24 protein-coding genes and 5 tRNA genes are annotated in these 24,727 nt (G+C 69.5%); 10 read left to right on the forward strand and 19 right to left on the reverse strand.

The genetic code is table 11. The annotated features are described in order from the left end of the window. The gene (locus tag ACFYWY_RS16220) at nucleotides 1-972 is read right to left on the reverse strand and encodes a thiamine-phosphate kinase (RefSeq protein ID WP_307660873.1); all 972 of its coding nucleotides are present in this window, start codon (nucleotides 970-972) and stop codon (nucleotides 1-3) included. A 227-nt stretch (nucleotides 973-1,199) separates the two neighbouring features. Here ACFYWY_RS16220 and ACFYWY_RS16225 point away from each other — a divergent pair, with 227 nt between their 5' ends. Both ACFYWY_RS16225 and ACFYWY_RS16230 read left to right on the forward strand, forming a co-directional pair. Then, nucleotides 1,200-1,433 carry an Lrp/AsnC family transcriptional regulator gene (locus ACFYWY_RS16225; RefSeq protein WP_108152814.1) on the forward strand — a complete coding sequence of 78 codons (234 nt, stop codon included), beginning with the start codon at nucleotides 1,200-1,202 and terminating at the stop codon, nucleotides 1,431-1,433. Nucleotides 1,434-1,453: 20 nt separating this feature from the next. After that, nucleotides 1,454-1,936, forward strand: coding sequence for a DUF3515 domain-containing protein (locus ACFYWY_RS16230; protein WP_389185964.1), 483 nt, complete (start codon nucleotides 1,454-1,456; stop codon nucleotides 1,934-1,936). A gap of 12 nt (nucleotides 1,937-1,948) precedes the next feature. On the opposite strand, the gene ACFYWY_RS16235 is transcribed toward ACFYWY_RS16230, so the two are convergent. From ACFYWY_RS16235 to ACFYWY_RS16245, 3 genes are all read right to left on the reverse strand, one after another. After that, complete coding sequence (locus ACFYWY_RS16235; RefSeq protein ID WP_389185967.1) at nucleotides 1,949-3,106, reverse strand: D-alanine--D-alanine ligase family protein; 1,158 nt, start codon at nucleotides 3,104-3,106, stop codon at nucleotides 1,949-1,951. 65 nt (nucleotides 3,107-3,171) lie between these two features. After that, nucleotides 3,172-4,185: an NAD(P)H-dependent glycerol-3-phosphate dehydrogenase gene (locus tag ACFYWY_RS16240; RefSeq protein ID WP_389185970.1), complete on the reverse strand. Its 1,014-nt coding sequence runs from the start codon at nucleotides 4,183-4,185 to the stop codon at nucleotides 3,172-3,174. Next, complete coding sequence (locus tag ACFYWY_RS16245) at nucleotides 4,182-4,934, reverse strand: lysophospholipid acyltransferase family protein (RefSeq protein ID WP_389185972.1); 753 nt, start codon at nucleotides 4,932-4,934, stop codon at nucleotides 4,182-4,184. The genes ACFYWY_RS16240 and ACFYWY_RS16245 overlap by 4 nt, the downstream gene beginning before the upstream one ends. 148 nt (nucleotides 4,935-5,082) lie before the next feature. On the opposite strand from ACFYWY_RS16245, the gene cofC reads away from it, so the two are divergent. Together cofC and ACFYWY_RS16255 are read left to right on the forward strand one after the other, a co-directional pair. Continuing rightward, the gene (gene cofC, locus ACFYWY_RS16250; RefSeq protein ID WP_389185975.1) at nucleotides 5,083-5,766 is read left to right on the forward strand and encodes a 2-phospho-L-lactate guanylyltransferase; all 684 of its coding nucleotides are present in this window, start codon (nucleotides 5,083-5,085) and stop codon (nucleotides 5,764-5,766) included. A gap of 22 nt (nucleotides 5,767-5,788) precedes the next feature. Continuing rightward, on the forward strand, nucleotides 5,789-5,992 hold the full coding sequence (locus ACFYWY_RS16255) for a hypothetical protein (RefSeq protein ID WP_389185978.1): 204 nt from the start codon (nucleotides 5,789-5,791) through the stop codon (nucleotides 5,990-5,992). A gap of 136 nt (nucleotides 5,993-6,128) precedes the next feature. Here ACFYWY_RS16255 and ACFYWY_RS16260 read toward each other — a convergent pair whose 3' ends face one another. The 4 genes from ACFYWY_RS16260 to leuC all read right to left on the reverse strand — a co-directional run bounded on the left by ACFYWY_RS16260 (nucleotide 6,129) and on the right by leuC (nucleotide 9,266). After that, nucleotides 6,129-6,767, reverse strand: a complete 639-nt coding sequence (locus tag ACFYWY_RS16260) for an HU family DNA-binding protein (RefSeq protein ID WP_389185981.1) — start codon at nucleotides 6,765-6,767, stop codon at nucleotides 6,129-6,131. Between the two features lie 142 nt (nucleotides 6,768-6,909). Further along, nucleotides 6,910-7,137, reverse strand: a complete 228-nt coding sequence (locus ACFYWY_RS16265) for a hypothetical protein (protein ID WP_307660880.1) — start codon at nucleotides 7,135-7,137, stop codon at nucleotides 6,910-6,912. Between the two features lie 104 nt (nucleotides 7,138-7,241). Beyond that, nucleotides 7,242-7,835: a 3-isopropylmalate dehydratase small subunit gene (leuD, locus tag ACFYWY_RS16270; RefSeq protein ID WP_389185985.1), complete on the reverse strand. Its 594-nt coding sequence runs from the start codon at nucleotides 7,833-7,835 to the stop codon at nucleotides 7,242-7,244. Nucleotides 7,836-7,841: 6 nt separating this feature from the next. Beyond that, a complete protein-coding gene (gene leuC / locus ACFYWY_RS16275) occupies nucleotides 7,842-9,266 on the reverse strand; it encodes a 3-isopropylmalate dehydratase large subunit (RefSeq protein WP_389185987.1) in 1,425 nt (474 codons plus the stop codon). 144 nt (nucleotides 9,267-9,410) lie between these two features. Here leuC and ndgR point away from each other — a divergent pair, with 144 nt between their 5' ends. Further along, nucleotides 9,411-10,127, forward strand: a complete 717-nt coding sequence (gene ndgR, locus ACFYWY_RS16280; protein ID WP_389185990.1) for an IclR family transcriptional regulator NdgR — start codon at nucleotides 9,411-9,413, stop codon at nucleotides 10,125-10,127. A 70-nt stretch (nucleotides 10,128-10,197) separates the two neighbouring features. Here the strand turns inward: ndgR and ACFYWY_RS16285 are convergent, their stop codons facing one another. The 11 genes from ACFYWY_RS16285 to ACFYWY_RS16335 all read right to left on the reverse strand — a co-directional run bounded on the left by ACFYWY_RS16285 (nucleotide 10,198) and on the right by ACFYWY_RS16335 (nucleotide 15,523). Then, on the reverse strand, nucleotides 10,198-11,172 hold the full coding sequence (locus ACFYWY_RS16285) for an anti-sigma factor RsbA family regulatory protein (RefSeq protein WP_389185993.1): 975 nt from the start codon (nucleotides 11,170-11,172) through the stop codon (nucleotides 10,198-10,200). Then, nucleotides 11,162-11,515, reverse strand: a complete 354-nt coding sequence (locus tag ACFYWY_RS16290; RefSeq protein WP_389185995.1) for an STAS domain-containing protein — start codon at nucleotides 11,513-11,515, stop codon at nucleotides 11,162-11,164. The genes ACFYWY_RS16285 and ACFYWY_RS16290 overlap by 11 nt, the downstream gene beginning before the upstream one ends. A 118-nt stretch (nucleotides 11,516-11,633) precedes the next feature. Continuing rightward, nucleotides 11,634-11,706 (reverse strand) — tRNA-Glu (locus ACFYWY_RS16295). Between the two features lie 21 nt (nucleotides 11,707-11,727). Next, nucleotides 11,728-11,799: transfer RNA gene (locus ACFYWY_RS16300), tRNA-Gln, on the reverse strand. A gap of 16 nt (nucleotides 11,800-11,815) precedes the next feature. After that, nucleotides 11,816-11,888: transfer RNA gene (locus ACFYWY_RS16305), tRNA-Glu, on the reverse strand. A gap of 83 nt (nucleotides 11,889-11,971) precedes the next feature. Further along, nucleotides 11,972-12,044: transfer RNA gene (locus ACFYWY_RS16310), tRNA-Glu, on the reverse strand. Between the two features lie 22 nt (nucleotides 12,045-12,066). After that, a tRNA-Gln gene (locus tag ACFYWY_RS16315) sits at nucleotides 12,067-12,138 on the reverse strand. Between the two features lie 88 nt (nucleotides 12,139-12,226). Beyond that, nucleotides 12,227-12,946, reverse strand: a complete 720-nt coding sequence (locus ACFYWY_RS16320) for an HAD family hydrolase (RefSeq protein ID WP_389185998.1) — start codon at nucleotides 12,944-12,946, stop codon at nucleotides 12,227-12,229. 84 nt (nucleotides 12,947-13,030) lie between these two features. Continuing rightward, nucleotides 13,031-14,506 (reverse strand): glutamate--tRNA ligase, encoded by a 1,476-nt coding sequence (gltX, locus tag ACFYWY_RS16325; protein WP_389186001.1) that lies wholly within the window; start codon nucleotides 14,504-14,506, stop codon nucleotides 13,031-13,033. Next, a complete protein-coding gene (locus ACFYWY_RS16330; RefSeq protein WP_389186004.1) occupies nucleotides 14,499-15,284 on the reverse strand; it encodes a fumarylacetoacetate hydrolase family protein in 786 nt (261 codons plus the stop codon). Before ACFYWY_RS16330 ends, gltX begins: the two co-directional genes overlap by 8 nt. Nucleotides 15,285-15,364: 80 nt before the next feature. Next, nucleotides 15,365-15,523, reverse strand: a complete 159-nt coding sequence (locus tag ACFYWY_RS16335; protein ID WP_389186370.1) for a hypothetical protein — start codon at nucleotides 15,521-15,523, stop codon at nucleotides 15,365-15,367. 591 nt (nucleotides 15,524-16,114) lie between these two features. Between ACFYWY_RS16335 and ACFYWY_RS16340 the strand changes: the two genes are divergently transcribed. From ACFYWY_RS16340 to ACFYWY_RS16360, 5 genes are all read left to right on the forward strand, one after another. Continuing rightward, nucleotides 16,115-19,696 carry a nitrate- and nitrite sensing domain-containing protein gene (locus ACFYWY_RS16340; protein WP_389186007.1) on the forward strand — a complete coding sequence of 1,194 codons (3,582 nt, stop codon included), beginning with the start codon at nucleotides 16,115-16,117 and terminating at the stop codon, nucleotides 19,694-19,696. A 9-nt stretch (nucleotides 19,697-19,705) separates the two neighbouring features. Beyond that, entirely contained in the window at nucleotides 19,706-20,119 is a 414-nt protein-coding gene (locus tag ACFYWY_RS16345; protein ID WP_005311457.1) for a roadblock/LC7 domain-containing protein, read from the forward strand. Between the two features lie 127 nt (nucleotides 20,120-20,246). Beyond that, nucleotides 20,247-20,654, forward strand: coding sequence for a DUF742 domain-containing protein (locus ACFYWY_RS16350; RefSeq protein WP_389186010.1), 408 nt, complete (start codon nucleotides 20,247-20,249; stop codon nucleotides 20,652-20,654). Beyond that, the gene (locus ACFYWY_RS16355; protein ID WP_307660891.1) at nucleotides 20,635-21,216 is read left to right on the forward strand and encodes an ATP/GTP-binding protein; all 582 of its coding nucleotides are present in this window, start codon (nucleotides 20,635-20,637) and stop codon (nucleotides 21,214-21,216) included. The genes ACFYWY_RS16350 and ACFYWY_RS16355 overlap by 20 nt, the downstream gene beginning before the upstream one ends. A gap of 360 nt (nucleotides 21,217-21,576) precedes the next feature. Next, complete coding sequence (locus ACFYWY_RS16360) at nucleotides 21,577-24,717, forward strand: nitrate- and nitrite sensing domain-containing protein (protein WP_389186015.1); 3,141 nt, start codon at nucleotides 21,577-21,579, stop codon at nucleotides 24,715-24,717. Nucleotides 24,718-24,727 lie beyond the last annotated feature (10 nt).

Consider the following 24,727-nt stretch of genomic DNA (forward strand, 5'->3'; position numbering starts at 1 on the left):
CTACTTGCCGTCCTCGATGTCCCCGAAGTGGTCCCAGCCGCCCTTGCTGGTCCACGGCGCACCGTCGACCGTCACCTGCGGCAGCGCCGACGGGTTGAGCACCTCGCCGATCACCTTCCAGCGGGCCGGCAGCTTCACGTCCGGCGGGAAGGTCGCGACGATCGCGTGGTCCTCTCCCCCGGTCAGCACCCACTGCAGCGGGTCGACGCCGACGGCCTGGCCGATGTCGTTCATCTGCGAGGGGATGTCGATGGAGCCCGAGCGCAGGTCGATCCGGACCTTGCTGGCCTCCGCGATGTGCCCGAGGTCGGCGACGAGTCCGTCGCTGATGTCGCACATGGCGGTGGCGCCGAGGCCGGCCGCCGCCGGTCCCGCGTGGTACGGCGGCTCGGGCCGCCGGTGCGCCTCGACAAAGGCGCGCGGCGAGCGGAAGCCCCGGGAGAGCACCGCGTGCCCGGCGGCCGACCAGCCCAACCAGCCGGTGTACGCGACGACATCGCCGGGCTTGGCGCCGGCCCGGGTGACCGGTTCGTGGTTGCGCAGATCGCCGAGCGCGGTGATCGCGAGGGTGATGACATCGCCGCGTACGACATCGCCGCCGACCACCGCGGCTCCGGCGACCTGGCACTCGTCGCGGATGCCGTCCATCAGCTCGGTGGCCCAGGTGACCGGGAGTTCGGCCGGTACGACCAGGCCGAGCAGCAGCGCGGTCGGGACCGCGCCCATCGCCGCGATGTCTGCCAGGTTCTGGGCGGCGGCCTTGCGGCCGACGTCGTACGCGGTCGACCAGTCGCGGCGGAAGTGCCGTCCCTCCAGCAGGACGTCCGTGCTCGCCACCACCCTGCGGTCGGGTGCGGCCACGACCGCGGCGTCGTCGCCGGGTCCGAGCCGGACCGCGGGGGTGGAGGTGAGCCGTGAGGTGAGTTCCCTGATGAGCCCGAACTCCCCCAACTCGCCCACAGTGCCCTTCACCGAGTCTCACCTCTCCGTCGTCCTGCCGGAGTGCCCGGCAGTGCTGCTTGCTTGCGGTCGCGAGCCGTCTGGGCCGTAGGTACCGTCAAGAGATACGCCAACTTCTTCTTTCCGTACGCCACGCTGCGGGCGTCACCCGGCGCGCGGGTCTCCCCGCGGCCCTCGGCGACGCGATACCGTGGCGTCCCTTCCCCCCACATGATCCTCGTGGCCGCCCTGGAGGTTCCGTGGTACAGGCGTACATCCTCATTCAGACCGAGGTGGGCAAGGCGTCGACCGTCGCCGAGACCATCGGCAAGATTCCGGGAGTGATCCAGGCCGAGGACGTAACCGGTCCGTACGACGTGATTGTGCGTGCCCAGGCCGAGACGGTCGACGATCTCGGTCGCATGGTGGTCGCCAAGGTCCAGCAAGTGGACGGCATCACCCGCACCCTGACCTGCCCGGTCGTGCACCTGTAGCCCCCGTCTACGCTTGGCCGGTGACGATTTCCCGCCGTCGGCCCCTCTGTCTGTCCGCTGCCGCGCTGATGCTGCTGGCTGCCGCGGGCTGCTCCTCCACGGACGCAGCGGCGTCGATCACGGTTCCCAGCCCCCCGGCGGAGGAGGCCGCCCTGTGCGGCGCGCTGCACAAGGAGCTTCCGAAGTCGGTGGCCGGGCAGGACCGTAACGACCCTGAGCCGGCTTCCGAACTGACCGCCGGCTGGGGCGATGCCGCGATCGTACTGCGCTGCGGCGTCCCCCGGCCGGAGGAGATGAGCGCCCCCCAGTCGCAGGGCGTGGAGGCGAACGGCGTCAACTGGCTGCTGGAGGAGGAGCCCGAGGGGCCGCGCTTCACCACCACGTACCGCAAGACCTATGTCGAGGTCACGATGGACAAGCGGTACGCCCACGACATCACGCCGCTCGCCGAACTGGCCGACGCCGTCAAGAAGACGGTGCCGGCCACGCTCGACGTTCCCTGAGCCCTTTGATCCCTAGCGCAGCCCGGTCGGACGGCGCAGCGCCGCCTGGATCAGCCGGTCGACCAGCTCGGAATAGCCGACGCCGCTCTCCTGCCACATCCGCGGGTACATCGAGATCGGCGTGAAGCCGGGCATGGTGTTGATCTCGTTGATGACGAACTCGCCGTTCTCCTGCAGGAAGAAGTCCGCGCGGACCAGTCCCTCGCAGGACGCGGCGTCGAAGGCCTCGACCGCGAGGCGGCGCACCTCGGCGGTCTGCTCTTCGGTCAGCGGCGCGGGCACCAGACCGGCCGCGGAGTCGATGTACTTGGCCTCGAAGTCGTAGAACTCGTGGGCCGTGACCGACGGGATCTCGGCCGGGACGCTGGCACGCGGGCCGTCCTCGAACTCCAGGACGCCGCACTCGATCTCGCGACCGCGCAGCAGCGACTCCACGAGGATCTTGGGGTCGTGGCGCTGCGCCTCCTGGATCGCCTCGTCCAGTCCGGAGATGTCGTCGACCTTGGTGATGCCCATCGAGGACCCGGCGCGGGCGGGCTTCACGAAGAGCGGCCAGCCGTGCTCGCCCGCGAAGTCGATGATCTTCTTGCGGGCGGCGGCCGCGTCGAGCTCCCACTCGCGGGGGCGGATCACCTCGTACGGGCCGACGGGCAGGCCGAAGGAGATGAAGACGCGCTTCATGTACTCCTTGTCCTGGCCCACTGCCGAGGCGAGGACGCCCGAGCCGACGTACGGGACCCCGGCGAGCTCGAGGAGGCCCTGGAGGGTGCCGTCCTCGCCGTACGGGCCGTGCAGCATCGGGAAGACGACGTCGACCTCGCCGAGCGCCTTGGGCACGGCGCCCGGTTCGCTGTAGACGACCTCGCGGCTGGCGGGGTCGACGGAGAGCACGACACCGCCCTCGGTCGAGTCGGCGAGCTGGTCCACGCTCGGCGTCCGCCGGTCGGTGATCGCCATCCGGTCCGGTTCGTCGGCGGTCAGCGCCCAGCGGCCGTCCGTCGTGATGCCGATCGGCAGTACGTCGTACTTCGTACGGTCGATGGCGCGCAGGACGGCGCCGGCGGTGACCACGGAGATCCCGTGTTCGGAGCTGCGACCGCCGAAGACGACGGCTACGCGCGGCTTGCGGAGCTGCTGCTCAGGGCTCTGGGGGAGGTTCTCGCTGCTCATATCGCGATGAGACTACCCGCTACCGGCGGCGTGGGGGGATCCCCCACAGGGCACTGCTTGCCGAGTCAGCGGCGCTCGGGCTTGGCCGCGCGCGACATCAGCTCCTTGAGCGCGACGACCGGCGGCTTGCCCTCGTGGACGATGCCGACGACGGTTTCGGTGATCGGCATGTCGACGCCGTGCCGGCGCGCCAGATCGAGCACCGATTCACAGGACTTGACGCCCTCCGCGGTCTGGCTGGTGACCGCGATGGTCTCCTGGAGCGTCATGCCGCGGCCGAGGTTGGTGCCGAAGGTGTGGTTGCGGGAGAGCGGCGAGCAGCAGGTGGCCACGAGATCGCCGAGTCCGGCGAGGCCGGAGAAGGTCAGCGGATCCGCGCCCATCGCCAGTCCGAGGCGGGTGGTCTCGGCCAGGCCGCGGGTGATCAGCGAGCCCTTCGCGTTGTCGCCGAGTCCCATGCCGTCCGCGATGCCGACGGCGAGGCCGATGACGTTCTTGACGGCGCCGCCCAGTTCGCAGCCCACCACGTCCGTGTTGGTGTACGGGCGGAAGTACGGGGTGTGACAGGCGGACTGGAGCCGCTGGGCGACAGCTTCGTCGCGGCAGGCGACGACGGCCGCGGCAGGCCGGCGCTGGGCGATCTCCTTGGCGAGGTTGGGGCCTGTGATCACCGCGACGCGCTCGGCGGGAACCCCGGCGACCTCTTCGATGACCTCGCTCATGCGCTTGGCGGTGCCGAGTTCGACGCCCTTCATCAGGGAGACGAGGACGGTGTCGGCGGGCAGCTTGGGCGCCCAATCGGCGAGGTTGCCGCGGAGCGTCTGGGAGGGGACGGCGAGGACGGTGAAGTCCGCACCGCGCAGGGCCACGGCCGGGTCGGTGGTCGCCCGGAGCGAGGAGGGGAGCTCAATTCCCGGCAGATAGTCGGGGTTGGTACGGGAGGTGTTGACGGCGTCGACGAGTTCGGCGCGACGGCCCCAGAGGGTCACCTCGCAGCCCGCGTCCGCGAGCACCATGCCGAAGGCCGTACCCCACGAGCCTGTTCCGAATACCGCTGCCTTGGTGGCTGCGCGCGTCACTTGGTGCCCTCCTCGGCGGCCTTGCGGCGCTGCTGTGCGAGTACTTGGCGCAGATCGTACGGCTCCGCGGGCGCCTGTTCGCCCCGCAGTTCCTCCAGCAGCCCGGTGACCGCGGTCATGATGGCCTCCGTGGCCTCCCTCAGCACCTCGGGCGTCGGCTCCTCGCCGTAGAAGCGGTCGAGGTCGACCGGCGGACCCGCCGTCACCTGAAGTGTCTTGCGCGGAAAGAAGCGGACCTTCTTCTCCTGCGCGTACGGCGGCATCGCCAAGTTGGCGCCCCACTGCGCGATCGGAATGACGGGCGCCTTGGTCAGCAGAGCCGCGCGTGCGACTCCGGTCTTCCCTGTCATCGGCCACATGCCGGGATCGCGGGTGAGAGTGCCCTCCGGGTAGAAGGCGACGCATTCACCGCGCTCCACCGCATTCACAGCGGCGCGGAAGGCGCCGACGGCATTGGAGGACTCGCGGTAGACGGGAATCTGGCCGGTGCCTCGCAGCAGGGTTCCCACAACGGGCGCCTCGAAGAGCGCGGCCTTGGCGAGGAATCGGGGCACACGTCCGGTGTTGTACTGGAAGTGGCCGTACGAGAACATGTCGAGATACGAGTTGTGATTGACGGCGGTGATGAATCCGCCGTCCGCCGGAATGTTTTCCATCCCCCGCCAGTCCCGCTTGAACAGAACCAACAACGGCGGTTTCGAGATGGCCGCCGCCAGGCGGTACCAGAAGCCGATTCTACGGCGGGACACTCGGACACCCTCCTCTGTTGCCGGGTCACTGCCCGGCTGCTGGGGGTCAAGTGTCGCCCCAGGCCCCTGGTCTGTCGAGGACACCGTACGCCCCGGTCCAGGGCCCGACCCTCAGGACCTTCGCGGGCTCGCGCCACAATGGAGCCCGATGCGCATGGACGGAGAGCACGCCACGAACACCGACTCGAAGGTCCGCTGGTCCCTCGTTGTCCCGCTGAAGCCCCTTGTACTGGCCAAGAGCAGGCTCGCCAAGGCCGCCGACGACATTTTGCGGCCGCATCTCGCGCTCGCGTTCGCCCAGGACACCGTGGCCGCGGCGCTGGCCTGCGAAGCCGTGCGGGATGTGGCAGTCGTCACGGACGACCCGGCGGCCACGGCCGAGCTGGCCTCGCTGGGGGCGCGGATCGTTCCGGACTCCCCGGCGGCGGGCCTCAACGCGGCGCTGGCGCACGGGGCACAGGCGGTGCGATCACTACGGCCCGGAGTGGCGGTGGCCGCGCTCAACGCCGATCTGCCCGCATTGCGTCCCGCGGAATTGGCACGGGTCCTTGCGCGCGCTTCGGTATTTCCCCGGGCATTTCTGGCGGATGCGGCCGGAATCGGCACGACATTGCTCTCGGCCGCGCCCGGCATGGAATTGCGCCCCGCTTTCGGCGGCCGTTCCCGGCGTCGGCATTCCGCATCGGGAGCCGCGGAAATCCTGCTCGAAGGCGTCGATTCGGTACGGCAGGACGTGGACACGGGGGACGATCTGGCGGCCGCGCTCGCCCTGGGAGTGGGACCGCGGACCGCGGAGCGCTGGGCGGCCGGTGCCCATGCTCTGGACAGCTGAGGCCACGGCTAGGCTGGCCCGTATGCAGGCGACCTCGTACACATACGACTCCGAGACCCGCAGCGGGAGCGTGCTGCTCGACGACGGCACCCCGGTGGAGTTCGACGCCGCGGCCTTCGACGCGGGCGGTCTGCGGCTGCTCCGGCCGGGCCAGCGCGTGCGCATCGAGACCGAGGGCGATGGCGCGTCGCTGCGGATCACCCTGGTGACGCTGCAGACCCTCTGACCGCTGCCCCCGTCTGCCCCTCTGCCCCTTCCCCTCAGCCCCTCTTTAACGGTCTGCCCCTTTTCAACGCCGCGGGCCGGGCTCCCCGAAGGGAAGCCCGGCCCGGCGCGTGAGTGGCTCTGTGACCCTTTGCCGCTTACTTCTTCCTGGCTGTGGTCTTCTTGGCGGTCGTCTTGCGCGCCGTCGTCTTCCTGGCGGGCGCCTTCTTGGCCGTGGCCTTCTTGGCCGGCGCGGTCTTCTTGGCGGTCGCCTTCTTGGCGGCGGTCTTCTTGGCCGCGACCTTCTTCGCCGCGACCTTCTTCGCCGCCGTCTTCTTGACGGCCTTCTTCGCCGCGACCTTCTTCGCCACCGTCTTCTTGACCGCGGCCTTCTTCACCGCTGCCTTCCGGGCGGTGGCCTTCTTGGCCGCGGCCTTGGCGGTCGTACGGCTGGGAGCCCCACCCGAAAGGCTGCCCTTGGGAGCCTTCTTGACGGCGACCTCGCCACCCCTCGGGAGCTTCTTCGAGCCGCTCACCAGGTCCTTGAAGCCCTGGCCCGCACGGAATCGCGGCACCGAGGTCTTCTTGACCCGTACGCGCTCACCCGTCTGCGGGTTGCGGGCGTAACGAGCAGGACGGTCGACTTTCTCGAACGAGCCGAAGCCGGTGACCGAAACCCGGTCTCCGCCGACAACTGCGCGGACGATCGCGTCAAGTACCGCGTCGACAGCCTCGGCGGCCTGCTGACGGCCGCCGACCTTGTCGGCAATCGCTTCTACGAGCTGCGCCTTGTTCACGTCTTCCCCTTCGGAGACATTGCCGGAACGAATGCGTCCAGGCTTTTTCGCACGTTAGGCAGATATATACCGCAAATCAAACACGAAACGGGCTAATCACCCTAGTGCCGCAACGAAGTCGACCGTCGCGGAACTTTGGGTGTCAGTCGCCTTCAGGGAATCGGCCCTCGTCGAGGTCCTTCATGAAGCGGTCCAGACGCCTTGCCGCATCCGGGAGATCGTGCTTCGCCGCGGCCGTGACGACCAGCAGCTTCCGGGACAGCGCCATCCTTACGCCCTCCGGGACTTGCAGTTCACGCACCCTTGTGTGCGCTTGCTTCAATCGGGCGGCGACTGCCTCGTAGAGCTCGAGTTGGCTGTCGCGTTCCATGCACCGATTGTGCCATCTGAGGCGAGTTGTCGCCCGGCGGGGTCTCAACAAGCGACTGCGCCCCCCACCGGACGGTGGGGGGCGCAGTACGGGAAAAGCGCTGCTCAGGCCTCAATAGTGCGGGGCTTGAAGGCCGGTCGGGATGCCTCGTAAGCCGCGATGTCCGCTTCGTTCTGAAGGGTGAGGCTGATGTCGTCAAGACCGTTCAGCAGCCGCCAGCGGGCGTTCTCGTCGAGCTCGAAGTCGGCGGTGATTCCCTCCGCCAGCACCTGCCGCCGCTCCAAGTCCACGGTGATTTCGGCAGTCGGGTCGGCTTCTGTGACCTCCCAGAGCGCGTCCACGACCTTCTGGTCCAGAACCACCGTCAGCAGGCCGTTCTTGAGCGAGTTGCCCCGGAAGATGTCGGCGAACCGGGAGCAGATGACGGCCTTGAAGCCGAAGTTCTGCAGGGCCCACACAGCGTGCTCGCGGGAGGAGCCGGTACCGAAGTCCGGGCCGGCCACCAGGACCGTGGCGCCCTGCCGCTCGGGCTGGTTGAGGATGAACGACGAATCCTTGCGCCAGGCCTCGAAGAGCCCGTCCTCGAAGCCGTCGCGGGTGACCTTCTTCAGCCAGTGGGCCGGGATGATCTGGTCGGTGTCGACGTTGCTGCGGCGCAGCGGGACGGCCCGGCCGGTGTGCGTGGTGAAAGCTTCCATGGTTGCTCAGACTCCGGCGGTCGCAGGGGCTTCGGACAGGTCGGCGGGCGAGGCCAGATGGCCCAGTACCGCGGTGGCCGCGGCGACCTGGGGCGAGACCAGATGGGTGCGTCCGCCCTTGCCCTGCCTGCCCTCGAAGTTGCGGTTGGAGGTGGACGCGGAGCGCTCGCCGGGAGCCAGTTGGTCGGGGTTCATGCCCAGACACATCGAGCAGCCCGCGTGCCGCCATTCGGCGCCGGCAGCGGTGAAGACCTTGTCCAGGCCCTCCGCGACGGCTTGCAGCGCGACCCGTACGGAGCCGGGGACCACCAGCATCCGTACGCCGTCGGCGACTTTGCGGCCTTCCACAATGGCGGCCGCGTTGCGCAGGTCCTCGATACGGCCGTTGGTGCAGGAGCCTACGAAGACGGTGTCGACCTTGATGTCGCGCAGCGGCTGGCCGGCGCTCAACCCCATGTATTCCAGGGCCTTTTCGGCCGCGTGCCGCTCCGAAGCGTCCTCGTACGAAGCCGGGTCGGGGACGTTCGCCGACAGGGGCGCGCCCTGGCCCGGGTTGGTGCCCCAGGTGACGAACGGCGCCAGTTCTGCGGCGTCGATGAACACCTCGGCGTCGAAGATGGCGTCGTCGTCGGTGCGCAGCGTCTTCCAGTACTCGACAGCGGCATCCCACTCGGCGTCCCTGGGGGCGTGGTCACGGCCCCGCAGATAGTCGAAAGTGGTCTCGTCGGGGGCGATCATGCCCGCCCGGGCGCCCGCCTCGATCGACATGTTGCAGATGGTCATCCGCGCTTCCATCGAGAGCTTCTCAATGGCGGAGCCGCGGTATTCCAGGATGTAGCCCTGGCCGCCGCCGGTGCCGATCTTCGCGATGATCGCCAGGATCAGGTCCTTGGCGGTGACGGTGTCGGGCAGTTCGCCCTCGATCGTGATGGCCATGGTCTTGGGGCGGGCCAGCGGCAGCGTCTGGGTGGCCAGCACATGCTCCACCTGGGAGGTGCCGATGCCGAACGCCAGCGCGCCGAAAGCGCCGTGAGTGGAGGTGTGCGAGTCGCCGCAGACCACGGTGGTGCCGGGCTGGGTCAGGCCCAGCTGCGGGCCCACGACGTGGACGACGCCCTGCTCGACGTCGCCCAGCGGATGCAGACGTACGCCGAAGTCGGCGCAGTTCTTGCGAAGCGTCTCCAACTGGACGCGGGAAACCGGGTCGGCGATGGGCTTGTCGATGTCGATGGTCGGGGTGTTGTGATCCTCGGTCGCGATGGTGAGGTCGAGCCTGCGCACCTGGCGGCCGTTGAGGCGCAGCCCGTCGAAGGCCTGGGGGCTGGTCACCTCGTGCAGCAGGTGCAGATCGATGAAGAGGAGGTCGGGCTCGCCCTCGGCGCGCCGGACGACATGGTCGTCCCAGACCTTCTCCGCGAGTGTCCTACCCATCGCTTTCCCTCCGGCCGACTGTGCCGCCGACACAACTAGAGATCTTGTCGCGAGCCCGTTGGTCCGCGGGTCGCAACTCCAGAGTGGCGGGTTCTCGCAAAAATTGAACTTGCGTTTCACAGTGTGAGACGTGAATATCGTTGCATGGACAACTCTAGCGGCGTCGGCGTTCTCGACAAGGCAGCTCTGGTACTGAGCGCACTGGAGTCCGGTCCGGCCACCCTCGCCGGGCTGGTCGCGGCGACAGGGCTTGCGCGACCCACGGCACATCGCCTTGCCGTGGCACTGGAACACCACCGGATGGTGGCGAGGGACATACAGGGCCGGTTCATCCTGGGCCCGCGGCTGGCGGAGCTCGCCGCCGCGGCGGGCGAGGACCGGCTGCTGGCCACGGCCGGGCCCGTGCTCACGCATCTGCGCGATGTCACCGGCGAGAGCGCGCAGCTCTACCGCCGGCAGGGAGACATGCGGATCTGCGTGGCCGCGGCCGAGCGGCTGTCCGGACTGCGGGACACCGTGCCGGTCGGCTCCACGCTCACCATGAAGGCCGGCTCGTCGGCGCAGATCCTGATGGCCTGGGAGGAGCCGGAGCGGCTGCACCGCGGACTGCAGGGCGCCCGTTTCACGGCCACGGCCCTGTCCGGCGTACGGCGCCGGGGCTGGGCCCAGTCGATCGGTGAGCGCGAGCCGGGCGTGGCATCGGTCTCCGCGCCCGTGCGCGGCCCCTCGAACCGCGTGGTCGCCGCCGTCTCGGTATCCGGGCCGATCGAGCGTCTGACCCGGCACCCGGGCCGGATGCACGCGCAGGCGGTCATCGACGCCGCGGCCCGCCTGAGCGAGGCGCTGCGCCGACCCAGCTGATGGTCGCCGATCACATACCGGCCGGCCGCCACCACGCCGCAGCGGGCCGGCCGGACGCGTTGTGGGGGCTTCAGTGCCAGGGCGACTGGAGGGTGCGCGGCCCCGCGCAGTGCAGTCGCAGGCGCAGCCCGCCACCGTCCTCGCCGCGCAGCTCCACCGCCTCGCACAGACTCCGCAGCAGCCAGAGCCCGTCGTGCTGCCCCGCCTCCGGCCCCGGCGGCACGAAGCCCGCGTAGGGCCCTGGCAGCGCCGCCTCGCGGTTCAGGGCCAGCAGGTCCCACACCACGGCGCCCGGCTCCTCCCAGACCCGTAGCTCCGCATCGGCCGAACCGTGCGCCAGCAGCCAGGTCAGCGCCTCGTTGGCCAGCGTCTCGGCCAGCGCCACCCGCTCCCCGGCCAGACCCGCCGCGCGGGCCCGCAGCCGCGCGAAGCTCCGTACCGCGGCGAGAGAGGCCGGCGGTTCGAGGAGCGCGGCGCCCGCGGGCGGTGGCGGGAGCGGGTCCTGACCGGCCGGCGCATAGACCTCGGGGTCCGTGTACGTCCCGCAGGGCAGTACCAGGTCCCCCACCACATGGCGCGGGTGGGTTGCCCAGGCGGCCTCCACGACGTGGTCGGGCACGGTCCTCGTGTCGTACGCGCAGATCAGCCGGGCGTCGGTGTGCGCGAGCAGCACATTGAGCCCGGACTCCATCCGCTTCCCCTCGGTGATCTGGCGTGCGCACTTTCCCGCCCAGACCGGCTCGGCGATCATCCGCACCGGGCGGCCGGGCGCCCCGTACCGGTTCGAGTACCGCAGGAACCCGGCGACCCGGCTCACAGGCCGGCGGCCGAAGTGGGCGGTGTCGGCGGTGTCGAGAGCGAGGGCCAACTCCCCCAGTGCCTCCCGCAGGAGTTGGATGTTGGCGGAGGTGGTCACGGCGAGCACCGGCTCCCCCGCCGTCAGCCCTTCTTCGGCGAACGGCACTGCCGTCGCCAGGAATTCCTCTTCGTCGCTGTACAGGCAGGCCTGGTGGACAAATCCGTTGTGGGACGGGTCAGTTGACACGGTGGTCCCCCAGCCACAGACCGGGTGTGTCGTCCCAGCCGACCAGCGCGATCACATTCCGCAGATGCGGGGCGAGGCCGGTCAACTCCACGCGGTGGCCCGAGTTTCGCGTCCCGGCGAAGCCGATCAGCATGCGCAGTCCGCCGAGATCGAGGAACTCCAGCCGGGAGAGCTCGAGTTGCAGATCGCCTTCGACGGACGCGATGACGTCGAGCGCGCCGCGCAGATGACGGTGCGTGTGGACGTCCACCACGCCCTCGATCCTCAGCCCGGGCGGCCGGCTGATGCGGGTGATGCGTAACTCCGCTGTGCGTACGAGTGGTTCCGCGTCGGCAGCCTCCATGCGCGGAGTATGGGCCGCTGTGAGCGCCGGCGGAAGGAGGCGGACGGAGGAGGGCGGAGGAGGATGCGCGGCTGACGCGAAGAGGCCCTCCGCATGCGCGGAGGGCCTCTTCGATGCGTACCCCCGACCGGATTCGAACCGGCGCTACCGCCTTGAGAGGGCGGCGTGCTAGGCCGCTACACAACGGGGGCCTTGCGGATGAGCTCCGCGAGCTGGCCTACCAGGACTCGAACCTAGAATGACGGTACCAGAAACCGTAGTGTTGCCAATTACACCATAGGCCATGGTGGTTTAGACCAGTACCCCCGACCGGATTCGAACCGGCGCTACCGCCTTGAGAGGGCGGCGTGCTAGGCCGCTACACAACGGGGGCCCTAGCGATCCCACCCGGCGGAGCCGGGTGATGTCACCGCATGATCATCGGGTGCGACCCTGGTGATCAACGGGATGGATCCGTACCCCCGACCGGATTCGAACCGGCGCTACTGCCTTGAGAGGGCAGCGTGCTGGGCCGCTACACAACGGGGGCTTTGCAGAAGAACTTCTGCGAGCTGGGCTACCAGGACTCGAACCTAGACTAACGGAACCAGAAACCGTCGTGCTGCCAATTACACCATAGCCCACCAAAACTCAACCCCCTGGAGGGGGGTCTGTTTGGCTTGCGCTTTCCGGCCGGACCTCTCGGCCCTCCCGGGCGGCGCAGGAAGAACATTACCTGAAGGTGTCCGGCGCTCCAAAACGGGTATTGCCGCGCAGCAGGCCAGGGAGCTGGTCGAGTGCGGTGATGCGGGTGAGCTCGGGCCGGCCCCCAAGACCGGTGCGGTCCAGCCAGATCCCGGCCAGTCCGGCGGCGACGGCGCCCTGGGCGTCGATGTCGGGATGGTCCCCTACATAGGCGACCTCGTGCGGCGCGAGGGCGAGCTCGTCGCAGGCGGCGTGGAAGGCGCCGGGTTCGGGCTTGGACACGCCCAGTTCGACGGCGCACACGACGGCCTCGAACCGGTCCCGTACGCCGAGAACGCGCAGCTTGCGGTCCTGGTTGTGGATGCTGGAGTTGGACAGGACGGCGTGGCGGTAGTCGTCCGCGAGCAGGTCCAGCACGGGCACGGTGTCGGGGAAGAGCGACCAGGCGGCCTCGTAGTGGGCGACATGCCGGTCGAACCAGGCATCGGCCTCGGCGTCGCTCAGCGGCGTACCGAGAAAGCCGCGCACGCGGTCCCGGCGCTGCCCCGGGAAGTCGGTCTCGCCGGCGGCGAACCGGGCCCAGTGGAGCTCGGTGATCTCCCGCCACGAGTCGAGGGCCTGCCCCACGGATTCGTATCCGCCGGGCAGGCCCTCGGTCTGCAGATGCTCTCGCATGCCGACGCGGTCGGCGCTGGTGTAGTCGAAGATCGTGTCGTCGATGTCCCAGAGGACCGCGCGGATACCCATGATCCGACGGTACCCGCGCGCCGCCCCTTGCCGGGGGTTCGGGCCTGCGGCGAAGCCGCTGATGTCTCAGCCCCCGAGCCGGGCTCAGGCCGTCAGCTTCGCCAGCGCCGCGTCGATGCGCGACAACGTCTTCTCCTTGCCCAGGATCTCCAGCGACTCGAAGAGCGGCAGGCCCACCGTGCGGCCGGTGACCGCGACGCGGACCGGGGCCTGGGCCTTGCCGAGCTTCAGGCCGTGCTCCTCGCCCGCCGCGAGGACCGCGTTCTTGAGCGACTCCGGGCTGGACCAGTCCGTGTCGGCGAGCTTCTCGCGGGCCGTACGGAGCAGGGCGTCCGAGCCCTCCTTCATCGCCTTCGCCCAGGACGCCTCGTCCTCGACCGGGGCGTGAAGGAACAGGAAGTCGACATTGGCGGTGATGTCCGACAGCACGGTGAGGCGGGTCTGGGCGTGCGGGGCGATCGCCTGCCAGGCCGCCTCGTCGAACTTCTCCGGGGCCCAGTTGGCGTGCGGGGGCTGCAGCCAGGGGCGGCACGCCTCGATGAAGTCCTTCACATCCAGCCGACGGATGTGGTCGGCGTTGATCGCCTCCGCCTTCTTCAGGTCGAAGCGGGCCGGGTTGGCGTTGACGTCCGCGATGTCGAACCTCTCGACCAGGTCGGCGACCGAGAAGACGTCCTGGTCGGCGGAGAAGGACCAGCCGAGCAGCGAGAGATAGTTGAGCAGGCCCTCGGGGAGGAAGCCGCGCTCGCGGTAGACGTTGAGGGATGCCTGCGGGTCGCGCTTGGACAGCTTCTTGTTGCCCTCGCCCATGACGTACGGCAGATGCCCGAAGGCAGGCGTCTCCTTGGCGATGCCCAGCTCGATCAGCGCCTTGTAGAGCGCGATCTGGCGCGGGGTGGAGGACAGCAGGTCCTCGCCGCGCAGGACGTGCGTGATCTCCATCAGCGCGTCGTCGACCGGGTTGACCAGGGTGTAGAGCGGGGCGCCGTTGGCTCGGACGATGCCGTAGTCCGGGACGTTGTCCGGGGTGAAGGTGAGCTCGCCGCGGACCAGGTCCGTGAAGGTGATCGGCTCGTCGGGCATCTTGAAGCGGACGATGGCCGGACGGTCTTCTGCCTTGTACCGCGCGATGCGCTCGGCGGAGAGGTTGCGGCAGGTGCCGTCGTAGCCGGACGGCTTGCCGGCCAGGCGGGCGGCGTCCCGGCGGGCCTCGAGCTCGACGGCGGTGCAGAAGCACTCGTACGCGTAGCCGCCGGCCATCAGCTTCTGGGCGACGTCCCGGTAGATGTCCATCCGCTGCGACTGGCGGTAGGGGGCGTGCGGGCCGCCTGCCTCGGGGCCCTCGTCCCAGTCCAGGCCGAGCCAGCGCATCGAGTCGAGCAGCTGGTCGTACGACTCCTCGGAGTCGCGGGCCGCGTCGGTGTCCTCGATACGGAAGACCATGGTGCCGCCGTTGTGCCGGGCGAAGGCCCAGTTGAACAGGGCGGTGCGGACCAGACCCACATGCGGGTTGCCGGTCGGCGAGGGACAGAAACGTACGCGGACGTTCGCGTTAGCCACGCTTGATCACCTTATTGGTGAGAGTGCCGATGCCTTGAATGGTGACGGAGACCTCGTCGCCGACGTTGAGAGGGCCGACCCCGGCGGGGGTGCCGGTGAGGATCACGTCGCCGGGGAGCAGCGTCATGGCCTCTGTGATGTTGACGATCAGGTCCTCGATGGAGTGGATCATCTGGCTCGTACGGCCGAGCTGGCGTTGTTCGCCGTTGACCGTGCACTGGATTGTCAGGTCGCTCGGGTCGAGGTCGGTCTCCACCCAGGGGCCGAGCGGGCAGGAGCTGTCGAAGCCCTTGGCCCTGGCCCACTGCTTCTCGCGCTTTTGCACGTCGCGCGCGGTGACGTCATTGGCGCAGGTGTAGCCGAGGATGACGTCCTTGACGCGCTCGCGCGGGACCTCGCGGCACATCCGGCCGATGACCACGGCCAGCTCGGCCTCGTGGTGCAGTTCGTTCGAGAAGGAGGGGTACGCGATCGGGTCGCCGGGGCCGACCACCGAGGTGGACGGCTTGAAGAACGCGAACGGCGCGTCGGGGACCTCGTGGCCGAGCTCCGCCGCGTGCTCCGCGTAGTTGCGGCCGAAGGCCACGACCTTGTTGGGAAGCACGGGCGGCAGCAGCCGGACCTTGCTCAGCGGGACCTTCGTGCCGGAGAGCTCGAAGTCCGCGAACGGGATGCCCTTGATGATGTCGAGGACGAGGCCGGCTGAGTCACCGGTGCCTTCGCCCTCGACCGCGCCGAAGGCGACATTGCCGTCGATGGAGAACCTGGCGATGCGCACGGGATGCGGGTGCCCCTCTACTTACGCTGACTGGAGTGTGACGCTCCAGGCTAACGCGGGTGCGGGCACCGCCCGGCGCATTACTGGGCGGGGGCGTCCACGAGGATCGTGCGGCGGGGGTTGGCCGTCTGTGCGGGAAGATCGAGCGAGTGCTCCGGCTGCTCCGGCGTCTGGAGTTCCTCGGCGTCCTTGAGGTGCGCGAGAGTAGTGCGCCGGGGGTTGGCTATGTTGCGGAACATCGTCGTCTTCATTTGCTGTTTCAGACCCTGTCGGAGTACGGGCACCCAGGTGAGCGCCGGTTGACGGATTTCCCATCCCTGTAAAGCGTCAGGCTAAACATCCAATTCCCCGGGAAAGGCGGCGGGAGACCGCGATCTCCATGTGAGTTTCCTCACGAGTTGACGGTCAATTCGGTCATTCCAGACAGTCAACTACCCACAGAGAAACGGACATTACCTCCCTGAAGGCAGCATTCCGCTCCTGATCATGGCGACTGGGACACCCCCCACCCCTAAGTGACTCGTAAGCAAAAGTCCGTTTCCTCCGCGAACTCTTTCTACGCCTTGTGACGCAATGCTCACACCGCGTCACCCAGGTCACAGCCCGGTACACGGCCCTTGTTGGAGATCCGGCACTGTGCTGGAATTCCACGCACCGCCGCGGTTTCAGTCCGGCGCGCAAGAGGCGCAACGCAGCGCCATGTGCGGCGGAGAAGGGGGAGCAGCGCCGGTCACTCACGACCACCACTGGGGCGCGTTCTTCGCCCCACGACGCCGACACCGTCCCGCCGTGCGAGCGGAGGGACGCCTGGTCCAGAGGTTGCGACGCTAGTGCAGGGACGTTTCAAGAGGGATGGCAGCGCTGCGGCGGAACAGGAGCCGCGCGGCGGGACCGACCGCGGATCCTCGCCCCGGCACACCCAGAACCAGGGACCGGCAGCGCCCGGCGACAGCGGCGGCGGTGCCACGCGCCCCGGCGCGGCGGCACCCGGCGGCGACGCGCCCAAGGCCCCGCTGAAGCCGAAGGGGCCCACGGACACCGGTTCGCGAATAGCACTGCGCAACTGGCGCATCAGCACGCGTCTGGTCTCCCTGCTGACCCTGCCGGTCGTCGCCGCGACCACGCTGGGCGGACTCCGTATCAACGAGTCCATGGACGACATGCGGCAGCTGGATCACATGCAGCTGCTCACCAAGATGACCAAGCAGGCGACCGAGCTTGCGCAGGCGCTCCAGTCGGAGCGGGACCTGTCGGCGGGTCCGCTGTCCAACAAGACCCCGGTCGACTTCAAGGTCAAGGGCCCGCGAGCCGCGACCGACCGGGCCAGGAAGTCGTTCCTCGAAGCCACCCGTGAGATCCCCAACACGGACGAGGACGACTCGCTGGAGAGCATCCGCGCCAACGCGAACCAGATCGCCGTCCAGGTCAACCAGCTCAACGGCATCCGTGAGACCGCCTACAACGATGGCAACCCGCACTCCCTGACCGTGGAGGGCTACAGCCGGCTGATCGAATCGCTGCTGACCCTCTCCCAGGACATGGCGCAGGCGACCAGCAACCCTGAGATGATCAAGCGGACGCGCGCCCTGGCGGCCTTCTCCGCCGCCAAGGAGTACGCCTCCATCCAGCGCGCGATCATCGCCGCCGCGCTGCCGGGCGGCGCCGACAAGGACGGTCCTGGCCTCGAGGAGAACGACCGGCTCTACGGCAAGGCCGCCCGCGATAACGGCAAGACCGCGCTCAAGGCCTTCAAGTCGATCTACGAGTCCTCCGGCGGCAACGCCGACGAGCTGACAGAGCCGATGGAGAACGGCAACCCGACGATCACCGCGTCGGAGCTGTACGCCAAGCGCGCGCTGGACAACGTGAACGGTCTGGCCAGCCTGGACAAGCGCTCGCACCTGGACTGGACCGACGACTACTCGGTCCGCATCAACGCCATGAAGACCATCGAGGCCACGCTGCTCGGCGAGATGGAGGCCAAGGCCCGTGAGCTGCGCGAGCAGTCCCAGCGCGACGCGATCATCAACGGTGCGCTGATCCTCGTCGTCCTCGGCGTCTCCCTCGTCGGCGCCTTCGTCGTGGCCCGCTCCATGATCCGCTCGCTGCGCCGACTGCAGGACACCGCGACCAAGGTCGCCCAGGAGCGGCTGCCCGAGCTGGTCAAGCAGCTCTCCGAGGCCGACCCGCAGGACGTCGACACCTCCGTCGTGTCCGTCGGTGTGCACTCCAGGGACGAGATCGGCCAGGTGGCCGCGGCCTTCGACGACGTACACCGGGAAGCGGTCCGGCTGGCCGCCGAGCAGGCGCTGCTGCGAGGCAACGTCAACGCGATGTTCACCAACCTCTCGCGCCGCAGCCAGGGCCTCATCCAGCGTCAGCTCTCGCTCATCTCCGAACTGGAGTCCCGCGAGGCCGACCCGGACCAGCTGTCCTCCCTCTTCAAGCTGGACCACCTCGCGACCCGTATGCGCCGGAACGGCGAAAACCTCCTCGTCCTCGCGGGCGAGGAGCCCGGCCGCCGGTGGACCCGGCCGGTCCCGCTGGTCGACGTGCTCCGTGCCGCCGCCTCCGAGGTGGAGCAGTACGAGCGCATCGAACTGGCCGCGGTCCCCGCGACCGAGGTCGCGGGCCGCGTCGTCAACGACCTTGTGCACCTCCTGGCCGAGCTGCTCGAGAACGCGACCTCGTTCTCCTCGCCGCAGACCAAGGTCCGCGTCACCGGTCACGCGCTGCCCGACGGCCGCGTCCTGGTCGAGATCCACGACACCGGCATCGGCCTCTCCCCCGAGGACCTCGCCGCGATCAACGAGCGGCTGGCGTCGCCGCCCACCGTGGACGTCTCGGTCTCGCGCCGCATGGGTCTGTTCGTGGTCGGCCGGCTGTCCCTGCGGCACGGCATCCGCATCCAGCTGCGCCCCTCCGACTCCGGTGGCACGACCGCGCTGGTCATGCTCCCCGTCGATGTCGCCCACGGCGGCAAGAAGGCCCCGGCCATGCCCGGTACGGGCGGCCAGGGCGCCGTTCCCCCGGCGCAGGGCGGTCCCGCGAGCCTCGGCGGCCGTCCGGGCGGTGGTCCCGGTGGGGGCGGCGGCGGTCGCCCCGGTCTCGGCGGCGCGCCTGGCGCCGGTCTCGGCGGTGCGCCCGCGGGCGGGCGGCTCGGTGCCGGTGCGCCGCGCGCCGCGCTGCCGGGCCGTGACGGGACTGCGCGCCCGGGTCAGGGTCAGCAGGGCGGTCAGGGTGGCGGCGGTCTCGCCGGCGCCTTCGGCTCGAGTGCGGGCCGCGGGGCGCAGAACCCTCCTGCCCGTAACGAAGCACGCCAGAACGGCCTCCAGCAGGGTCCTCCGGCCGCGGGCGACCGAGGCCGGCAGCTGCCGCCCTCCGGCGGCCCCCGCGCCGAGCTCCCCGGCGGCAGCCCGCGTCGCGAGGAGCCCCAGCGCCCGCAGCGCCCTCAGGCCGCGAGCTGGGGCAACGAGCAGCCGGTCGCCCCGCAGCAGCGTCCGGCGGCGGACGCGCCGCGTGGCCACGAGGACAGCGACTCCAACCGCGGTCCGGGCTCGACGGCGGAGTTCGCACGGCCCGATTTCAACGCCGCGCCCCCGCGGGGCGCCAACACGGGCGCCGCTTCGGGCTCCACCGGGCAGTTCGTACGCGGCGATGTGTACGGCACGCCCGACCCCTCGTCCACGGGCCAGTACGGCCGCCAGGACCTGAACGGCTCGCCGGCCGGCTCCCAGGACCCGGCGTCCACCGCTCAGTTCGCCCGTCCCGATTTCAACTCGCCGCAGGCACCGCGCCAGCGCGGCGGGCGGGACGACGCCGGCTTCGCGCCGCGCCCCGCTGGGGGCACCTCCCACGCCGGAGGCCATGGGGGAGCGCTGCCCCCGCAGCCGCAGCCCGAGGCGCTCCCGCCTGCCGGTCCCGGCGACGGCCGTACGCCGCTGTACGACACGCTCGAGACGAACTGGTTCCACGGCGCTCAGAACGGCCAGCAGGGCGGTCAGCCGGCACAGCAGCAGCCGCCGCAGCCGGCGGACCGTCCCGTTCCGCCGATGCCGCAGCGCTCCCCGGCGCAGACCCCGGTGACCCCGGGCAACGCGCCCAACGCGAGTGCTGCCGCCTGGCGCGCCTCGCCCAATGACGAGTTGGTACGCCAGGCCGAGCGGGTCAGGAAGCCCGCGGCCGGCGGCGTCACCACCTCTGGTCTGCCCCGCCGGGTCCCGCGCGCCAACCTTGTGCCGGGCACCGCACAGGAGCAGAACAACCAGGCCGGTCCGCAGGTTTCGCGTGCGCCGGACGATGTACGTGGCCGACTGACCAATCTCCGTCGGGGCATTCAGCAGGGCCGTCAGCAGAACAGCTCGACGACCGGCAGCTTCAACCTCGGCCCCACTCACCAGCAGGAGCGTTAGTTGAGCCCGATGAGCCAGGCGGCGCAGAATCTGAACTGGTTGATCACCAATTTTGTGGACAACACCCCTGGGGTGTCCCACACGGTGGTGGTCTCCGCCGACGGTCTTCTGCTGGCAATGTCCGAAGGATTTCCCCGCGACCGCGCCGACCAACTGGCGGCTGTGGCGTCCGGGCTGACCTCGCTGACCGCGGGGGCGTCCCGGATCTTCGAAGGCGGCCCGGTCAGCCAGACCGTTGTCGAGATGGAGCGCGGCTTCCTCTTCCTCATGTCCGTCTCCGACGGCTCCTCGCTGGCCGTGCTCGCACACCCAGATTGCGACATCGGCCTCGTGGGCTACGAGATGGCTCTCCTGGTGGACCGGGCGGGCAGCGTCCTCACTCCGGACCTGCGCGCCGAGCTCCAGGGAAGCCTGTTGCACTGAACCTGCCCACCCCACACAGGTGCTTCTGCCATACGCCAACGCACAGTCACCGTCAGGTCGCCCACAGGCCCCCCACCGGCCCACTCAGACGGCTCGCCGACCACTTGCTGTCACGCCCGGAGGATTCATGACCCCGCCACCCGCCTCTTACGATCCGTACGGCGCCTCAGTCGACGCGTCGTACGGATTTGAGGGCGATCAGCCGCTGGTCCGTCCGTACGCCATGACCGGAGGCCGGACCCGGCCGCGCTACCAGCTCGCCATAGAGGCGCTGGTCAGCACCACGGCCGACCCGGCGCACCTCGGGACACTGCTCCCCGAGCACCAGCGGATCTGCCACCTGTGCCGTGAGGTCAAGTCCGTGGCCGAGGTCTCGGCGCTACTGTCGATGCCCCTGGGGGTGGCCCGGATCCTCGTGGCCGACCTGGCGGAGGCGGGCATGGTGGCGATCCATCAGCCGGGCAACGGAGAGGCCGGCGGCACGCCGGATGTGACACTGCTCGAAAGGGTGCTCAGTGGACTTCGCAAGATCTAGCGGCGGTGCAGCCCGCTCAACCACCAGCGCGAAGATCGTGGTGGCGGGCGGCTTCGGCGTGGGCAAGACCACGTTCGTCGGCGCCGTCTCGGAGATCAACCCGCTGCGTACCGAAGCCGTCATGACGAGCGCATCCGCCGGCATCGACGACCTGACCCACACCGGGGACAAGACGACGACCACCGTCGCCATGGACTTCGGCCGTATCACCCTGGACCAGGACCTGATCCTGTACCTGTTCGGCACGCCCGGACAGGACCGCTTCTGGTTCATGTGGGACGACCTGGTCCGCGGCGCGATCGGCGCGGTGGTACTGGTGGACACGCGTCGTCTCGCGGACTGCTTCCCGGCGGTCGACTACTTCGAGAACAGCGGCCTGCCCTTCGTCGTCGCTCTCAACGGCTTCGAGGGACACCAGCCGTACAATCCGGAGGAGGTGCGCGAAGCTCTCCAGATCGGTCCGGACGCTCCGATCATCACCACCGACGCGCGCCACCGTGCGGACGCGAAGAGCGCGCTGATCACGCTGGTCGAGCACGCACTGATGGCACGGCTCAAGTAGACGGTCACTGGACGGTCAAGTGGAAGACGGCGTACGGCAGTTGTCGTAGTTGTGAGGGGGCGGGCTGTGTCGATTGACACGGTCCGCCTCCGTGTTCATAACGTTTCGAAAGAGAATTACCAGGCCTCGGACACCCGGTGCGTACGGGCGGTACCACTGCGCTCACATTGGCCTCGCCATTTGACGGGGCTCGCTCCTTATGCCCGTTTTATCTGAGGCCTGCACCACTCGGAATGGCTGATTCCAACTGTTTGGAAGGGGGCCACTCGACGTGCTGGAATCTGGCGAACTACCTAGTAGTAGAGCTCTGAACGAAACACGGCACAGCGTAGGTGCCGACGCCGAGAGGTTGTTGGTCGAGTGAGGCGAAGCATGACGAGCTCCGCAGAGCAGCAGGCGCGGGGCAACTTCACCCCGCCGCCGCGCACAGCGGCGTCGCCTGCGGATGCGCCCGGTCCGCCCCCGGCCGCCGGAAGCTCCAGCCGGCTGTCCCCGCGAAACTGGCGGGTGCCCACCCGTCTGAACGCGATCCTCCTCATACCCGTGCTCGTCGGTCTGGTGATGGGCGGCTTCCAGGTCAAGTCCTCCATCGACACCTGGGACGAGGCGCAGGACGCCGAGAAGACGGCGCTGATCGTGCGCGCCGCCTCGGAGTACGGCCAGGCGCTGCTCAACGAGCGTGACCTCACGGCCGCGACGCTGCTCTCCGCCACCAGCGAGGCGGACCGCCAGAAGCCGGCCGTCACCAAGTCGTACGAGACAACGGACGCCGCGAAGAAAAAGTTCGATCAGGCCGTCCAGGGAATGCCCGACAAGCAGGGCCTGGATCGCCGTCTGAGTCTCTTCCGCTCGGAGGAGCCGACCCTCGCCAAGCTCCGCCAGGTCGCGTACACCAAGGCCCTCGACCCGGTGAACACCGAAGAGGGCTACGTCAGGGTCCAGCACTCGCTGATGGAGTTCTCCAACGAGCTCGGCCTCGGCACCGGCAACATCACCGCCTACGGCCGTACGGTCTACGCGGTCCAGCTGGCCAAGGCCGCCGCGTCGCTCCAGCGCTCCATCGGCGTTCACCTGCTGGTCCGCCCCAGCTCGGACGACACCGTCCGCGCCAAGCAGACCATTGCGTTCAACTCGTACAACTACCTCGAGCAGATCGCGATCGCGGAGTACGTCTCCGGCGGCACCCAGGCCGACACGGACAAGCTGAAGCAGATCATGGCGGGCAAGGCCGCCGCGGGCGAGAAGCAGCTCAAGGCCCTGGGCCTCAACCCCCCGCGGGACAAGAGCGGCCAGGTTCTGGCGGGCATGTCCGCCAAGATCGGCGAGGGGCTGAGCCCCAAGGAGCTGAGGAAGCTCGACGTCACTCCCGAGACCTGGATGGGCGCGTCCACCGCCAAGTTCGACGGCTACACCGAGATCGAGAACGAACTCGTCGACAAGGCCGTGACCGAGGCGGCGGCGATCTCCGACGACGCCAAGGCCGACGCCATCACCAACGGCGCCATCGTCGTCATCGCCCTGCTCACCGCCTTCATCCTGGCCGGCCTCATGGCCCGCCAGATGAGCCGCTCGATGCGCCAGCTGCGCACCGCCGCCTTCGGCATCGCCGAGCAGCGCCTGCCGATGCTGGTCGACCAGCTCTCGCGTACGGAGCCGGGCCGCGTCGACACCCGCGTGCAGCCGATCCCGATCGACAGCCAGGACGAGATCGGCGAAGTCGCCCGCGCCTTCGACCAGGTCCACCGCGAGGCCGTGCGGCTCGCCGCCGAGCAGGCCATGCTCCGTGGCAACGTCAACGCGATCTTCACCAACCTGTCGCGCCGCAACCAGTCGCTGATCGAGGGCCAGCTGACCCTGATCACCGACCTGGAGAACAACGAGGCCGACCCGGACCAGCTGGAGAACCTCTTCAAGCTGGACCACCTGGCGACCCGTATGCGCCGCAACGGCGAGAACCTCCTGGTCCTCGCCGGCGAGGAGCCGGGCCGCCGCTGGAACCAGCCGGTGCCGCTGGTCGACGTGCTGCGCGCCGCCTCCTCCGAGGTGGAGTCGTACGAGCGCATCGAGCTGACCGGCGTCCCGGAGACGGACATCCACGGCCAGTCCGTGACCGACCTTGTGCACCTGCTGGCCGAGCTGCTGGAGAACGCCACCACGTTCTCCTCGCCGCAGACGAAGGTGCGCGTCACCGCGACCCGTCTGCCCGACGGCCGCGTGATGATCGAGATCCACGACAAGGGCATCGGCCTGACCGCCGAGGACTTCGCGGACATCAACCACAAGCTGGCCAACCCGCCGACGGTGGACGCCGCCGTCTCGCAGCGCATGGGCCTGTTCGTGGTCGGCCGCCTTGCCGACCGGCACGGCGTCCGCGTCCAGCTGCGCCCCTCGGGCGAGCAAGCCGGCACCACCTCGCTGGTCATGCTGCCCGACGCCATCACCCACGGTGGCGGTGGCGAGCCGCTGCCCGAGGACGACTTCACGGTCTCCCAGATCATTCCGGAGCAGCAGGTTTTCGAGCCTGCCCCGATCCAGAGTGCCCCGATGCGTACCGCCGCCGAGCTCGGCTTCGACGACTCCCGCTACGAGGATGCTCCGAAGCTCGACCCGGTGGGCCGCTCGCTGTTGCGCGAGGAGCGCCGTGCGCAGCTGGAGGCGCAGGCTCAGGGCGGCGAGCGGCCGCTCTACCGGGACGAGGCCCAGTACTCGCAGGAGCAGCAGCAGTACGCCCCCGAGTACGGCCAGGAGTACGCGCAGGACTACGCCCAGGAGCAGCCGCAGGCGTACGACGGCTACCAGTCGCCGGGCGGGTACCCGGGGCCCCAGGAGCAGCATGAATCGGCATATGCGGAAGCCACTTACCAGGCTTCGCAGACGCCGGAGCCGCAGTACGACGGGCAGTTCGACACCCAGTCCCACCAGGCAGAGTGGCCGGAGCAAGGTACGTACCAGGGTGCGTACGAGCCGGAGTACCGGCCCGAATCGGAATCTGCCCCCGGCGCTCCCACGAGCGCCCCGGAGCGCGTAGGCTTCGAACGTCCGGGACCCTCTCCGAGCAGCAGCCACGCGCTGACCGACGCCGGTCTGCCGCGGCGCGGCGGCACCCAGCAGCCGCAGCCCCAGCAACAGTGGCAGCAGCCCGCGGAGCAGGCCCAGCAAGCTCCGCAGGGCGGTCAGGCCGAGGCGGCCGGCAACGGCGCCGGCCCCGAGGACTGGCGCTCGACCAACGACCAGCGCTGGCAGCGGGCGGAGAAGCTCCGCGAGCCGAAGGCGGGCGGGGTAACCCCCTCCGGTCTTCCGCGGCGAGTGCCCAAGGCCAATCTCGTCGAGGGCACCGCCGAGCAGACGCCGCAGGGCGGCCCCCAGGTCTCCCGCGCCCCGGAGGACGTACGTGGCAGGTTGAGCAATCTGCGGCGCGGCGTCCAGCAGGGACGCAGCGCCGGAACGGACACGAACGGACCGGGCTTCGGCTCGGGCAGTACCTACAACCAGGAGCGTTAGTGTGAGCCCG

Source organism: Streptomyces sp. NPDC002870, from assembly GCF_042888505.1.
Lineage (GTDB): Bacteria > Actinomycetota > Actinomycetes > Streptomycetales > Streptomycetaceae > Streptomyces.